This is a genomic window from Fibrella aquatica (genome assembly GCF_041321135.1).
In the GTDB taxonomy this organism is placed as follows: Bacteria; Bacteroidota; Bacteroidia; order Cytophagales; family Spirosomataceae; genus Fibrella; species Fibrella aquatica.
In genome coordinates, this window is the sequence record NZ_JBGGWF010000001.1 from 540,604 (window position 1) to 555,444 (window position 14,841).

Annotated in this window: 12 protein-coding genes; 6 read left to right on the forward strand and 6 right to left on the reverse strand. The window is 52.8% G+C overall.

From position 1 onward, the window contains the following. Positions 1-40 precede the first annotated feature (40 nt). A complete protein-coding gene (locus ACAW87_RS01925; protein ID WP_370721456.1) occupies positions 41-2,011 on the reverse strand; it encodes a T9SS type B sorting domain-containing protein in 1,971 nt (656 codons plus the stop codon). A gap of 179 nt (positions 2,012-2,190) precedes the next feature. Here ACAW87_RS01925 and ACAW87_RS01930 point away from each other — a divergent pair, with 179 nt between their 5' ends. The 5 genes from ACAW87_RS01930 to ACAW87_RS01950 all read left to right on the forward strand — a co-directional run bounded on the left by ACAW87_RS01930 (position 2,191) and on the right by ACAW87_RS01950 (position 8,449). Further along, positions 2,191-3,429, forward strand: a complete 1,239-nt coding sequence (locus ACAW87_RS01930; protein ID WP_370721457.1) for a bifunctional 3,4-dihydroxy-2-butanone-4-phosphate synthase/GTP cyclohydrolase II — start codon at positions 2,191-2,193, stop codon at positions 3,427-3,429. A gap of 150 nt (positions 3,430-3,579) precedes the next feature. After that, positions 3,580-5,712: a BatA domain-containing protein gene (locus tag ACAW87_RS01935; RefSeq protein WP_370721458.1), complete on the forward strand. Its 2,133-nt coding sequence runs from the start codon at positions 3,580-3,582 to the stop codon at positions 5,710-5,712. A gap of 145 nt (positions 5,713-5,857) precedes the next feature. Then, positions 5,858-6,664, forward strand: coding sequence for a TauD/TfdA family dioxygenase (locus ACAW87_RS01940; protein WP_370721459.1), 807 nt, complete (start codon positions 5,858-5,860; stop codon positions 6,662-6,664). Then, positions 6,661-7,656: an aldo/keto reductase gene (locus ACAW87_RS01945; protein ID WP_370721460.1), complete on the forward strand. Its 996-nt coding sequence runs from the start codon at positions 6,661-6,663 to the stop codon at positions 7,654-7,656. Before ACAW87_RS01940 ends, ACAW87_RS01945 begins: the two co-directional genes overlap by 4 nt. 28 nt (positions 7,657-7,684) lie before the next feature. Then, the gene (locus ACAW87_RS01950) at positions 7,685-8,449 is read left to right on the forward strand and encodes a glycosyltransferase family 2 protein (RefSeq protein ID WP_370721461.1); all 765 of its coding nucleotides are present in this window, start codon (positions 7,685-7,687) and stop codon (positions 8,447-8,449) included. An 8-nt stretch (positions 8,450-8,457) separates the two neighbouring features. On the opposite strand, the gene ACAW87_RS01955 is transcribed toward ACAW87_RS01950, so the two are convergent. Then, positions 8,458-8,853: a hypothetical protein gene (locus ACAW87_RS01955; protein WP_370721462.1), complete on the reverse strand. Its 396-nt coding sequence runs from the start codon at positions 8,851-8,853 to the stop codon at positions 8,458-8,460. A gap of 87 nt (positions 8,854-8,940) precedes the next feature. Between ACAW87_RS01955 and ACAW87_RS01960 the strand changes: the two genes are divergently transcribed. Continuing rightward, entirely contained in the window at positions 8,941-9,927 is a 987-nt protein-coding gene (locus tag ACAW87_RS01960) for a YheT family hydrolase (RefSeq protein WP_370721463.1), read from the forward strand. Positions 9,928-10,258: 331 nt separating this feature from the next. Here ACAW87_RS01960 and acpP read toward each other — a convergent pair whose 3' ends face one another. The 4 genes from acpP to ACAW87_RS01980 all read right to left on the reverse strand — a co-directional run bounded on the left by acpP (position 10,259) and on the right by ACAW87_RS01980 (position 14,771). Beyond that, the gene (gene acpP, locus ACAW87_RS01965) at positions 10,259-10,495 is read right to left on the reverse strand and encodes an acyl carrier protein (RefSeq protein WP_370721464.1); all 237 of its coding nucleotides are present in this window, start codon (positions 10,493-10,495) and stop codon (positions 10,259-10,261) included. 142 nt (positions 10,496-10,637) lie between these two features. Then, positions 10,638-11,942, reverse strand: a complete 1,305-nt coding sequence (locus ACAW87_RS01970; protein WP_370721465.1) for a TolC family protein — start codon at positions 11,940-11,942, stop codon at positions 10,638-10,640. Positions 11,943-12,055: 113 nt separating this feature from the next. Next, positions 12,056-13,669 (reverse strand): DHA2 family efflux MFS transporter permease subunit, encoded by a 1,614-nt coding sequence (locus tag ACAW87_RS01975; RefSeq protein ID WP_370721466.1) that lies wholly within the window; start codon positions 13,667-13,669, stop codon positions 12,056-12,058. Positions 13,670-13,682: 13 nt separating this feature from the next. After that, positions 13,683-14,771, reverse strand: coding sequence for an HlyD family secretion protein (locus ACAW87_RS01980; RefSeq protein WP_370721467.1), 1,089 nt, complete (start codon positions 14,769-14,771; stop codon positions 13,683-13,685). Positions 14,772-14,841: the final 70 nt, after the last annotated feature.

The window sequence follows — 14,841 nt, forward strand, 5'->3', positions numbered from 1 at the left end:
GTAAACCCTGAAACGATAACCACAAAGGTGCCAATCCAGTTTACCGAATCAGTAAGACCTGACCGGTTCGCTGATAAGCCTTGCCCAGGGCATCTGTTATTTTGATGCGGTAGCCATAGTAACCCGATTGGGCAGGAGCTCCGTTTACTTCGCCGTTCCAGCCTGCTGTGTTTTTGTCGGTTGTGTTGTACACTACGTCGCCCCAACGGCTGAAAATGGTCATCTCGAACGTGTTCCAGAAAGCAATGAGTCCTTTGGCCATGAACGTCTGATTGTTCTGGTCACCGTTGGGAGTAAACGCATTAGGCAGAAACACACGCAACCCAAGCTCAACTTCAATGGGGTTAGAATAGCTTTCGATACCGGCGTTGTTGACGGCGGCAATCTGGTACTGCGTAATCTGGCTATCGGGGTCAGGTTGATAACTGGTCACGTTGCCAAGAGGTCTTTTATCAGAAGCTCCCGTTACGGGGTCAATAAAAATAACCTGATATTCCTGCGGCGACTCGTTGGCATAGGGCGAAGCTGAGGTCCAGGTTACCGAGCCGTTGGGCCCTTTGGATAATAAGATGGAGCAGGCCGGTGAGGTAGGTTTAGACAGAACGCCGCACGAGTTACGAATAGCGGTCTGGTAGCAGTAACTCTGACTGTTGGTCTGCGCCGTAGCATCGAGATAAGACCGGTCATCGCTGGTAGCCAACGGATTGAATGGACTGCCTCCTCCGTTAGACCGGGTTACCACAAGCGTATAGGGCGAGGGTAAACCAACGTCGGGTAGCGTGGCCTGTACGTTTACGCCATCGGGCTGTACTGATACGTACGCTGACGTAGGCGAGGCTACCGACGTATTATCGAAACCGGTGACGCAGACAGACATAGACCGTACAGTAGTGGGCGATACAGCTCCATTAGCAATAGTTGCTTCGAGAAAGTAACAATAGTTCTGACCGCAAAGAATGTTGTTGGCATCAGCATGGGATGACTCCAGCCGGTTTTGGGAGAAAAAGCCAGTAGGGGTAGTGTTGCGGTAAAGCCGGTATCGGCTAAATGTACCACCCGTCCCCGCATAAGGTTGCCAGTTTAATGTGTTTCTCTTATCACCGGCGGTTGCGGTCAGCACCAGGCTACACACCTCGTTAGAGCGACGCTCCGATGTGCCGCAGGCGTCTTTGGCAACAATCCGGAAACAGCTTACGTCCGTTGGCGAGGCAGGTATGGTAAAATTTCCGCCCGACGTACCTGTGAGACCGGTTGGGGTATAGGTTCCGCTGGCATCTTTTTTATATAATTCCAGACTGAAATCTTGTGGCCCCTGATAATTAATCTTTGCCTCCGTTGCTTCAGATGTGAGCGAAAGAATATTCGGATTAACGGTCGATGAGCCAGAAAGCTGAATCGAGCGTGTGGCGGGTTTACCAGAACAAGCCCCCGTATACGCGCCCGTTAGGGTTACGGTAAAGTTGGTTCCGTTGCCAGCGTAGCTGCGCTCAATAGTTCCCGCAGTGTTCGAGCCATTTAGAACGACGGTAGATTGGGGCGATCCATCGCCCCAATTGATCGATAGTGTGTTGTATCGGATAGTTTGGGCGTCCAACGTATACCGTAGTCTAACCAGCCGATTTGAACAAGAAGTGACGCTAAACGAAACAGGACTTACCGGCAATACTTCAATTACCCGACAGGCCAACGTACCTGTGGCGTTTGGTCCGGCAGCGGTCTGAAGAATGGTGTAACTACCCGGCGTGGAGTAAATCTTGGATATACTGTTGGTTCCACTGGGTAATCCGTTACCACTGTATTCATACTCATACCTGACATTGACCAGCGAGGTAGGTACGCCCGTAACCGTAATAGGTACGTCAGCACACGCGCGGGCAGGCACACTGAATGAACCCGTTTCTACCGCTGTTGAGGTAGGGCAGAAATTTTGTGCATTTAGAGATAATGTATTGATTAACAGGCCAAAAGCAAGCGCTATGATGCGCCGCTGCCTGTTTCCGAATTCATTCACGGTGTAATGTTGTTTCGTAGCTACTTCCTTGATGATCTGAATCCTTAACGCAATTGCCGGCCTTTTCGCGCATCAGACGAAACGTATCTTTGCCAGACAGAGTTTTGTAAATGAATGGATAGTGGTGATATAAACCGGAGCAAATAACTCGCCAAAAGCATCGCTGATTCCAATTACCTATGAACAAAGATACGGGCACCCATTCGGGTAGCAACCAGTTAGATCGAATCGAAGACGCCATCGCCGACATCAAGGCGGGTAAAATTATCTTGGTTGTCGATGATGAAGATCGTGAGAATGAGGGAGATATGATCTGCGCCGCAGAAATGATTACGCCCGAAATGGTTAATTTTATGGTGAAAGAAGCGCGCGGATTAATGTGTGCTCCCTTAACCGACGAGCGCTGCCAGGAACTGGGCCTCGATATGATGGTCACCAGCAATACATCGGTACACACTACCCCATTCACCGTATCGGTCGATTTGCTGGGTCATGGTTGCACCACTGGTATTTCGGCCTCCGACCGCTCAAAAACCATTCGTGCCCTAGTCGATACCGACACGGTGCCCGATGATTTGGGCCGACCCGGCCATATTTTTCCCCTTCGGGCGGTAGATGGCGGCGTCATCCGTCGGGCGGGGCATACGGAGGCAGCCGTTGATCTGGCACGGTTGGCGGGTCTGAAACCGGTAGGTGTACTGATCGAGGTACTGAATGAGGATGGCACTATGGCCCGTTTGCCTCAATTGCGCATCATGGCCGATCGCTTTGGCATGAAACTAATCAGCATTCAGGACCTGATCTCGTATCGGCTGCGCACGGAGAGCCTTATCAAACGCGAAATTGGCGTCGATATGCCCACCGATTGGGGGCACTTTGACCTGATCGCTTACAAGCAACAAAATACCGAAGATACCCACCTGGCCCTGATCAAAGGACATTGGGAGCCCGGTGAACCGGTGTTGGTGCGGGTTCACTCGTCCTGCGTTACCGGCGACATTTTCGGTTCATGCCGTTGCGATTGCGGGCCTCAGCTACACGCGTCAATGGAAATGGTAGAGCGTGAAGGCAAAGGCGTGGTACTTTACATGTTCCAGGAAGGGCGCGGCATTGGCCTGATCAACAAGCTGAAAGCTTATAAACTACAGGAAAGTGGCCGCGACACGGTAGAAGCTAACCTGGATCTGGGCCTACCCATGGATGCCCGTGACTACGGTATTGGTGCACAGATCCTGCGCGATCTGGGCGTGCTCAAACTGCGCCTGATCTCAAATAATCCGAAAAAACGGGCCGGACTAATGGGTTACGGCCTGGAAATTGTAGAAACTGTACCGCTCGAGATGCCGAGCAATCCCCATAATGTGCGTTACCTGACCACCAAACGCGACAAAATGGGGCATACGATTTTGAAAGGGTAAGAAGGGTTGTTTAATGTTCAATGTCTAAAGTTCAAGGCTGCGTTGCCAGATCACGGTGTGGTGAATTTGGCAACGCAGCCTTGAACTTTAGACATTGAACATTGGACAACTTTTCTACCTTAACTTACGGCCTGAAAGCGTTACGTCTGTATGAGTTTCCTGTTTCCGTCGTTTTTGTGGGGATTGCTGGCCCTTGCGGTGCCAATTGCCATTCACTTATTCAATTTTCGACGTACGCGTCGGGTGTATTTTACCAATGTGGCCCTGCTGCAGACGGTGCAAACGACCACCCGATCGTTTCGGCGGTTACGCGATTGGCTTATTCTGCTGGCTCGCTGTCTGTTTCTGGCGGCGCTGGTATTTGCTTTTGCCCAGCCCTTTATTCCCTCGAAAAGTAGCCTTGGCTTGTCACGGCAGGGAGCAACCAGCCTCTATGTCGATAATTCGTTCAGTATGCAGAACGAAGAGGCCAACAATGCCCCTCATCGCCGTTACATCGATATTGCCGTTGGCAAGCTCGATCAGTTATTGACGCTTTTCAAAAATGCCACATCGCTGCAACTGATAACCAACGATTTCTCGGCCGACGAACAGCAGACCGCTACCTCAGAGGCCATTCGCGACCGGTTGGCTTCTATCAAACTGGCGCACACGCCACGCACACTCGAAGCCGTTTATCGTCGCCAACGTAATCTGCTGGCCAGTACGGGTCGGGGAGGTACCCAACAACTGTTCTGGTTTTCCGATTTTCAGAAAAGCACTGCCGGTGATCTGAGCCGGTTGCGCATAGACACCGCCGATCGGCTGTATCTGGTGCCCATTGCGGCGCAGGCCGAACGGAATGTAGCGGTCGATTCGGTGTGGTTAACTACGCCTTTCGTGCGCGAGATGCAGAATAACAGCCTCAACGTCAGGCTGCATAATAGTGGTCGGGAAGCGGTGCAAAATCTGCCTGTTCGCCTTTATCTCGATGATGTACAGGCTTCTACCGCATCGGTGAATCTGCCCGCCAACGGTACCGGTGATGTAACACTGACGATCAACGTGACCAAAAAAGGATTTCACCGGGGGCGCGTCTTCTTCGACGATCAGCCCATTACGTTTGATAATGATTACTACTTCGTCATCGAAGCGTCGCCCGCTATTCGGGTGCTGCATCTGTATGGTCAGCAACCAAACGGTCCCGCGTCCGGGCCCGATTACATTCAGGCCGTTTTCGAGAACGATAGTCTGTTTACGTTCCGGCAGTTTGCTGCGCAGAATTTCGACGTTGGGCAATTGAAAGGAACCGATTTGGTGGTGCTCGAAGGTGTTCCACAGGTATCGGGTACATTACGCACCGAACTCGATCAGTTTGTAAAGCAGGGAGGCAGCATGGTGGTTATTCCACCCGTTCGTCCCGATGCGGCCAGTTATGGCCCGTTTCTGAGCAGCCTGAACGTACCTGGCGTGCAAATTACCCCAGCCGATGCCGAACCCATTCCAGTGGCCGAACCCGACCGGCGGAATCCGTTTTTTGCCGATGTGTTTCAGCAGGGATTCCGGCAGGAGGTGCTCAGTATGCCACAAGCCGCGCCTGTTTGGCAATGGAATGGCGGCGATAAACTGCTGACTCTTCGCAGTGGTCAGCCATTTCTGACGCAGTCGCGGGCGGGAGACGGAACAACAGGCCGGCAGGGGCAGGTCTACATATTGGCCAGTCCGCTGAGCGCCGATTACGGAAACCTGGCTCAACACGCTTTGTTTGTACCAGTCATGTACAAAATGGCCGCGCTCAGCGTTCGTCCGCAGCGTACAGCTTACTCCTTCGACGATAATATTCTGTCGTTTCCGATTGCGGGTAACGTGGCCACTGCGGCCGACCGAGCTGTGTATAAGCTAAAGAACAAAGCGCTGGAAATTATTCCGGTGCAGCGGGTGGTGGGTAACCAATTGGTGCTTGAGTTACCTAAAGCCAATCAATTGTCGGCGGGGCAAACGGTTGAAGCGGGCTATTACGAACTGCAACGCACAAGCACTGATGGCGCACCGCAAACCGAACGGGTCATTGCCCTCAACCACGGCCGGGCCGAATCGCAGATGGCGTTCTATACACCCGCCGAATTGCGGCAGGCTTTTTCGAACCAACCAAACGTGGAGGTGTTTGATAGCATACGGGATAATGATTTTGGTCAGGTACTTGAGGAGGAGAACATAGGAAAAAACCTGTGGCCATATTGCATTATAGCGGCTTTAGTATTCCTTTTGTTTGAAATAGTATTCGTCAGGCTCCTGAAAGCGTGACCAAAAGAGCGGGCTGTTGGATAACTCAGTTTGGAAGGTAACCGCTTCATATAGTACTTTCAACCATTAACCGGGCGTAAAAACCGGCTGTCCCTCAAGGGGTTTAGAGTACACCATTTAGTTAAAAACGAAACGTAAGATTGATATGAACTTCTTCGCTACAGTAGCGTACACTACGCTCGATGAAACCATTCAGAATGTGAAGCATGCCGTGATGAATAACCGGGTTGTTCATCTGTCAGGGTTCAAGCCTGATCTGCCGGTGCATGATTTTTATAGCCGCCTGTCAGAAACCATCGGAAAAATCCATGCTGCCGATGAGGATATCGCTACGGGCCAGCAGACGGGTAATCGCTGGATCGACATTACCTACAATCCCGAAATTCCTGACCGCTACCGGTCGAGCAATACACGTCAGCCGATGCATACCGATGACTCGTATGTGGAGTTGTATGACGAAGTGGCCGTAAACTTTTTCTACAGTGCCTCGCAAGCTAAACTCGGTGGAGCTACCACGTTTATTGACCTGCAAACACTGGTTGACTGCCTGAATCTGGACGGCGAAACCGCCCTGCTCGACGAACTGATGAGCACCGATGTCGTTCACTCGAAAGGTGGTTTACGGAAAGTAAGAAAGCCGCTCGACAAAGACGAAGAAGGCTATCTGGCTAACTGGAACTACTATTGCCTCGACCGCGAAGAGAATTCGCCGGAAGTACTCGATATGTGCGAGCGTTGGCAGAAATTCCTGGAAACCCGTATCATCGAATCGGGTATCGTGATGCCGGTGACGCTGAAAGAAGGGGAGTGCGTGTTTTTCCACGACGACCGCGTAATGCACGGCCGTAACGCGTTCTTCGCCGAATATCCAGGTCAGCGCAGCCTCATTAAAGGTAAAATTATTCTGTCGGCCGCTGGGCAGACGAGCGAATCGGTGGCAGTAACTGCATGATCGATTCAGAAATAACCGAATCCAGCTCGGCGCATTCATCCCGGCTGGGTATCGGAACATGGCAACTGGGTGGCCCTAACTACGTTGGCGATAAGCCAACGGGTTGGGGCGCCGTTGACCAATCAACGGCTGCCGGTGCGATTCACCGGGCATTGGATGAAGGCATTCGTTTCATCGATACAGCCGATAGCTACGGGGCCGGTCTGTCTGAAACTATAGTTGGGCAGGTACTGGCAGAACGAGCCACTCAATCAGGTACGTTGCCCGTTGAGATCTGTACCAAGTTTGGCAATCGCCGTGATGCCTCTGGCCAATCTATTCAGGATTATAGCGCTGCTTATCTGACCGAAGCCGTCGAGGCTAGTTTGCGTCGGTTGCAAGTCGATTCACTGGCTGTTTTATTGCTTCATAGCCCACCCGATGCTTTCGATTGGACTACCTATGATCCCGAGCCATTCGAGGCGCTCATCAGAGCCGGTAAAATCAAGGCATATGGCGTCAGCTCCCGGTCAGTATACGGAGCCAAACGCGTGATGGACGCTGGCTTTGGGTCGGTGCTGGAAGTGATTTATAACGCCCTAGACCGCCGTGCCGAAACCATTTTATGGGCCGATGCCAAGGCGAATGCTTACCGATTTATTGCGCGGGTGCCGCTGGCATCTGGCTTCCTGAAGGCAACGTACCTGGAAAACGATCCCGTTTTCCCCGCCGACCAATACCGTCATTACCTGCCCGATCGTGACCGTCAATGGCTGCTGGACAGCGCCCGTCAACTCGCTTTTCTGAATGAACTCGACGGCGGTATCAGTGCCTCGGCGCTACGGTTTTGCCTGAGTCACCCGGCTGTGTCGGTTGTGATTCCCGGCGTTCGATCGGCCGATCAGGTGATCGACCACGTGCGGGCGTCACGTCAGGGGCCACTACCTAACGAAATCCTGCAACAGATAAAAGTGGCGGTTCCCGATGTACCATCGCACTGGAAACCCGCGTAACTTTGCGTCTCCCAACAAGTAATGCTCTATGAAGCTAAGTGTCGTTATCCCGGCTTACAACGAAGAAGAGTCGATTTCCGAAACCCTTCGCGCGCTCTATCAAACGCTCGCCAAACATGGCATCGACCATGAAATTTGTGTAACCAATGATAACTCGAAGGATAACACACTGGCCGTTCTACAAGGTCTGCAGACCGAAATTCCAACCTTAGTTGTTTTCACGAACCTGGGGCCAAACGGATTCGGGTACGCCGTTCGCTACGGTCTCGAACGCTTTTCGGGCGATTGTGTAGCCGTTTTCATGGCCGACATGTCCGACGATCCGGAAGACCTGGTGAAGTATTACAACAAGATGCGCGAAACCGGTACCGATGCTGTTTTTGGCTCGCGTTGGCAGAAAGGGGGCAGTGTTATTGACTACCCGGCGGTGAAAAAAGTGATCAATCGGGTGGCCAACATGATCATCCGTCTGATGATGAATACCCGCTACGACGATACGACCAACGCCTTCAAACTGTACCGCCGCGAAACTATGGAAGGCATCAAGCCGTTTCTATCGCCGCACTTTAACCTCACTGTAGAATTACCCTTGAAAGCCATGGTGCGGGGCTACAGCTACGAAGTAGTACCCAATAGCTGGACGAACCGGAAATACGGCGAATCGAAGCTGAAAATCAAGGAAATGGGTAGCCGGTACTTCTTTATTCTGATGTACTGCCTCATCGAAAAACACTTTTCACAAGGTGATTTCCGTAAGAAAACGGCGAAGCCAACGGTAGAGGTAAGTCGGTGAGGTGAACCTTACTTTAATAGCGCCGGTATCTGGAATAGTCCCCAGCAGATCAATACGCCCCAGAATATACCGCTGAGCAGCATAGCGACGATAATGCGCAGTGTAGGCACGCGGAAGGAGAGGGCCAACGCTGTGCCGCCAATAGGCGTGAGCAAAATAGGTGTCAGCACAGCAATACCTGCCAAACCGGCCCGCTGCCAGATGCGCACCGCCATACGACTCCGTTTCGTAAATAACCGGGGTGCTGTTTTACGATACCGATCCTGAATCTGAGTGATAGCGGTTCCGGCAAACAAGACCAGAAAAACGCTCATCATCATGCCCGTCACCGAGCAAATAGCGGTTTCGAACCAGCTCAGTTGTAAAGCCAGCCCGGCCAGCGGACCGCCAACGAACTTAAGCATACTGGCAAGCGCTACAGAAATATATTTGGCGTAACTCATAAGAAATAACTACTTGCCTTCTGAACACCGATTAATCACTAGAAGTTAATGCCTGTTTTTGCCTCGACTTATGCCGGTCCACCGCGTCTTCAGTATAATGCTCACCTACAGACCATTATACCTAGCTTAACCCGGCGTATTACAGGCATAATTTATCAACGTGAACGGCTGACGGTATCAGATGGTGACTTCGTGGATATCGACTGGCTTCGTAAGCCGCATCATACCCGGTTGGTCGTATTGACGCACGGGCTCGAAGGCGATAGTCACCGTCATTACATCATGGGAACCGCTCGCCTGTTTCATGAACATCACTTTGATGTGCTGGCCTGGAACTGTCGATCGTGTAGCGGCGAAATGAATCATGCATTTCGTTTGTATAATCACGGCGAAATTGGCGATATCGGCGAAGTGATCACGCACGCGTTGGCCTCTAAAAATTATGACGAGGTAGTGCTGGTTGGCTACAGCATGGGCGGGAATATCTCGCTGAAATACGCCGGTGTCCATGGTGCAAACCTGCCCGCATCTATCAGCCGGGTTATTGCTATTTCGGCACCTGTCGACCTTAGAGCCAGTGCATTGCTGCTCGATTTGCCCGGTAACCGGTTCTACCGCAATCGATTCATGAAGAAGTTGTTGGTGAAAATCAGCCGGAAAGCCACGCAGTACCCCAGCCGACTGGATATGAGTCGATTGAAGCAAGTACGTGTCTGGAAAGATTTCGATGACTGGTTTTCGGCCCCCGTCAACGGCTACCGCGACGCCGACGATTTTTATGAGCAGGCATCAGCCATCAATTTCATGCCGGGCCTAACTATTCCTGCGCTACTGCTCAACGCCCAAAACGACCCGTTACTCTCGCCTGAATGTTCGCCAATATGGCTGGCTGAGCAGTTACCCCATTTCTTCCTGGAAACACCCCGCCTCGGCGGTCACGTTGGTTTCATGACGCCTCGCAGCCTGTTCACCTACGCCGAACACCGGGCATTGGCTTTCGTTGCTACGTTGGCTGAAGCCAACGGCAATGAGTGAAAGCATTTTGAAAAACGCATGCTACGCCCCGCCGGGGCTCAGGTACATTTTGCACATCCTTTTTTCTATCGATGCTTCGGCCCGCTGGGCCTGCTCTCACTGGACTTGATATGCACCACTGATGCTCTGCTAACAGAACCCTCCACACAGGGCGGGGGCCTAAAACCGACAGGCCCAGCGGGCCGAAGCATCGGTAGAAAGCAACGCAACACGGTAGCTAACCAAAGCCCCAGCGGGGCGCAGCATGCGTTTTCACAACTAAGCAACAAAAAAAGGGTCCCAGGCATATTGCCTGAGACCCTTCGACGTAAGGTATGTATTCTGATAATAACTAAGCAGCAACCGAGACCTGATGTTCTTCCAGGTAGTTCAGCACACCTTGTAGTGTCAGCAATTTGGTGTAATCTTCGTCGGGAATACGAATGCCGAACTCCTGTTCTAATTGCATGACCATATCAACCGTGTCCAGACTGTCGAGGCCGAGATCGCGGGTGAAGTGAGCATCGCCGGTCAACTGTGAACCTTGAATACCAAAGTTATTGAGTATGGTAATGACCTGGTCTTTCATAACAAATGCGCGTTGGTTTTTGTGAATGGGAATAGTACGTCTTAAAGAAGGAATATACACAAACAACGTTCAAATGCCTGATTTTGTTACTTCTACCAAGAACCGCTAAATCAAAATTTAGGAGTTTTTAAGGAATTTGCGATCACAGATTTTCGCCCATCAACCGCTTCAATTCTAACTGATTCAGCACCAGTTGATACTGAAAAGCCAGTTGGCCGAGCAGCGCTTCTTCAATACCGGTCTCGGCACTTTCCAACTCAACCGCCGTGATGACCCCGTTGCGCAATCGGGTTTGCGCCAATTGTAGCGCCTGCCGGGCTTGAGCTACCTGTGTGTTCAGGTTCTGTAAACGCGTTTGGTTGGCGGCAATGTCGGCGTTGAGTTGAGCGAGTTGCTGCCGAAGTTGAGCCGTGGCATTATCAACGGCGTAGCGGCTGGCATTCAGGTTCAGCTTGGCGGCCTGTTGCTGCAACTTGTAGCGGCCACCCGCATAGAGCGGCGCCGTGAACGAGATGCCCGCAGCCACATTAAAACGGGGCGTGTTTACGTCAGGTACGTACCCGTTCCGAAAACCCGTTGACCCCACCGCCACCAGACTCGGGCGCCCAGACAGTTCATCGACCAGCACATCCGTTTGGGCCAGTTGAACCCGGTCCTGCGTAGCCAGTATGTCTTTGTTCCCTGCCTGTGCCAGTTGCAACTGACCCTCCAGCGAAAATGGCTGGATGATACCACCAAATTGCTGCGCGTCCGGTCCAACAGTCGGATCGGTGTTACCGGTCAGGTACGTGAGCAGGGCGCGCTGACGGTCGAGCTGATTTTGCAGGTCGATCTTCCGGTTCTGCGCTGTTTTCAACCGTACCTGTTGCGTAATGACGTCGTATTGAAGCGCATCGCCGTTTTGGAGCCGGGCGCTCAGAATGGTCACGTTATTGGCCGCCGTACGAATCACGGAGTCCTGCACGATCATACTCCGCTGAATGAACCCGATACCATAATAGGCCGCCGCCACCTGATAGGTCAGGTTATGCCGGGTCAGCTCCTGCTGACGTTGCGCAATGCGGAGGTTATCGCCCGCCCGTTGCACTGCTGCCCCCGTCCGGCCAAAATCATAGATCGACTGCGACACCGACACGTTACCATTGACATTGTGGTTCGGCTGAAACTGCAAGGATACATTACGCCCATCGACAGGCAACGTCGCCTTCGGAACTGGATCAATGTATTGGTAAGTGCCATTGATCGATACCAGGGGTTTCAGCGCCGTACGAGCCAGATCGGCCTGTACGGCCACGCCCTGAATTTGTTGTTCCTGCTGTTTCAGCAACGGAAAATTAGCCGATGCCTGCTGAATAAGCGTACTCAGATCGGCCGGCAACGCCTGTGGCTGCTGCGCCATCACCAGCGAAGGCAGCAGCAGAAGGAGGAGTGTATGGAGTGGTTTCATGGAAAAAGTTTAACGTCTAAAGTCTAATGTCTAAAGTTGCTCTGCTAAGAGATCACACTGATTGAGGAGCAGCGCAACTTTGGACATTAGACATTGAACCTTGGACTTAAAAGTTAGTGCGCTGCGTCGGCGGCGGCTTTCGCGGTGGCGGCATCCATTTTCACGGAGCGAAGCAGGAAAAGCAGCGGGAACGAGACAATAAAGAACATACCCGCCAGTCGGAACGCGTCGAGGTAAGCCAGAAGCAGCGCCTGCTTCTGCACGGCGAGTTCCAGCGTTCGGTAAGCGCCCGTTACGGCGTCGAGAGCATTCATGCCTTTGGCCGTCAGCGTTTGCGCCATCCCGTTGATGCGTTCGGTAGCCAGTGGATTCTCGGCCGTGATGTTCGATACCAGATCACTGCGGTGCAAGGCCGTGCGCTGGGCTACGTAGGTGTTGGTAATGGCTACGCCGAACGCACCGCCCAACTGCCGCATCATGTTGGTGAGGGCAATACCCATAGGCAACTGTTGCGGTTTCAGCCCCGACACCGACGAGTTGATCAGCGGCACATTGACAAACGCCAGCCCCACGCCTCGAATCAGCAACGCCTGCACGTAATAACCATCCGACGTTTCGGACGTGAACGTCGACATGATGAAACAGAACGACGCGAAGGCAACGTACCCAGCCATGACCACATACCGCGGCGATACGCCTTTGGCCAGAATTCGACCTACCAGCGGGAAACAGATGGCGGCAATGGCACCACCCGGAATGAGCAGTCGCCCGGTTTGGGTAGCCGTGAACCCCGCCACGCGTTGCACCATCAGCGGGTAAAGCAGTACCGATGTAAACAGGCCATAGCCCACAATAAACATCAGCACCGTTCCCACGGCCAGGTTTCGACTTTTCAGCACCCGCAGATCAAGCACCGGCGACTTGGTACCCCGAAGTTGCGACCATATAAACCAGGGCAGGGCAACCACCACCGCAATGGTCAGATACAGAATGGCTTTATCGTCGAACCAGTCGTCGGCTTCGCCCCGTTCCAGCACGTATTGCAAACTGCCTACACTGACGGCCAGCAGCATAATACCAAGCCAGTCGATGCTGATCGCTTTGCGATCGATGCTGAATTCATCAGCTTTCTTGTCGATAAACCGGAGGCTCAAAAACGTAGCGGCAATGCCCACCGGAATATTGATGTAGAACATCCAGCTCCAATGGTAATTGTCGATGATATAGCCGCCCAGCGTTGGACCAAACGTAGGTCCCAGCACGATGCCCAGCCCAAACAGGGCCGACGCCAGCGGCCGTTGTTTCGGCGGAAACGCATCGAACAGCAACCCCTGCGAGGTCGACAGCAAGGCACCGCCGCCTACGCCCTGCATGAACCGGAAGAAAACCAGGGTCCAGAGGTCGGGCGCAACGCCGCAGCCGTACGACGCAATGGTGAAGAGAATGATAGAGGCGATGTAGTAATTCTTGCGACCGAAATAACGCTGCAAAAAGCCCGTCATCGGAATCACAATCACGTTGGCAATGCCGTAGGACGTAACCACCCACGAGGCATCTTCGATGGTAGCGCCCAGGCTACCGGCAATATCGGTCAGGCCGACGTTGACAATCGACGTATCGATCAACTCCATGACCGCCGCCGTTACGGCCGTGATCACGATCACCCAGCGCCGGAAGCCCGTGGGTAATGTGGCCTCAGCAGGTGGGGCCTTTAGTGTAGTTTCCATTCAGCGAATCCGGTTAGTCGGCTACCCGCACGGCGGCATCTACGCTCAGACCAGCCCGAAGCTTGTCTTTGTATTTCTCAGGATTCAGAATCTCGATCTTCACCGGCACACGCTGCGTAATCTTCACGAAGTTGCCCGATGCGTTGTCGGGAGGCAATAAGGCAAACCGCGCTCCAGTGGCTTCCGATAGCGAGGCTACGCGGCCTTTTACGTCGAGGCTCGGGTAAGCATCGATCTTGATATCAACGGGTTGACCCACAACGATTTTCTCCAGTTGCGTTTCTTTCATGTTGGCGATGACCCAAAACGTGCTGTCGTTCACGATAGTCATCAGCGTTTGGCCGGGCTGCACGTATTGACCAACAACGGCGTTTTTCTTGCCGATTTTACCGTTGATCGGCGCGGCCAGTTTAGCATAAGTCAGGCGAAGTTTGGCGCTTTCAACGGCGGCAGCTTTCACTTTCAAGACGGCCTGCATTTTCTGAATGGCCGACTGCGCCTTCAGTATACCCGCCTGCGCTACACCCTGCTGGGTACGTGCCAGACCGATCTGCTCCTGACTATTTTGGTACGTCTGCGTTTGCACATCGACCGTATTGCGCGAGTCTTCGAGTTGTTTGCGGGTCAGCGACTGATCGTTGTAGAGGTTCTGGTCGCGTTGCAGGTCGGTCTGTGCCTTGTTGCGGCGAAGTGCCTGGACAGCGGCTGCCGACTGCGTTACTTTCAGATTTTGTGCCACGTTGCGGCTGTTGGCCTGCGCCGTAGCCAGATCGGCCTGTGCCGTTTGTATATCGGCCAACGTCGACTGATAATCGGCTTCGGCCTGTTGCAGAGCTACTTCATACTCCTGCGGATCGATCGTAAGCAACGGTTGCCCGCGTTTTACCGTAGCGTAATCGTTGACGTTTACCTCCTGAACGTACCCGGCCACCCGCGCCAGCACCGGAGCCGACGTGCCTTCGATCTGCGCATTGTCGGTCGATTCGTATTGTTGACCATGCCGATAAGCGGTAAAGCCCCAATAGGCAGCAGCGATCACGACCACCAGACCAATAAGTCGGGGCACATATGTTTTTACAGAAGATGTTGATTCAGATGCCATAGGTTTTACTTGATGAGGCAACAAAGGTAAACCTAGTTGACTATAAAAGTCAATCGGGTTGACTATCTTT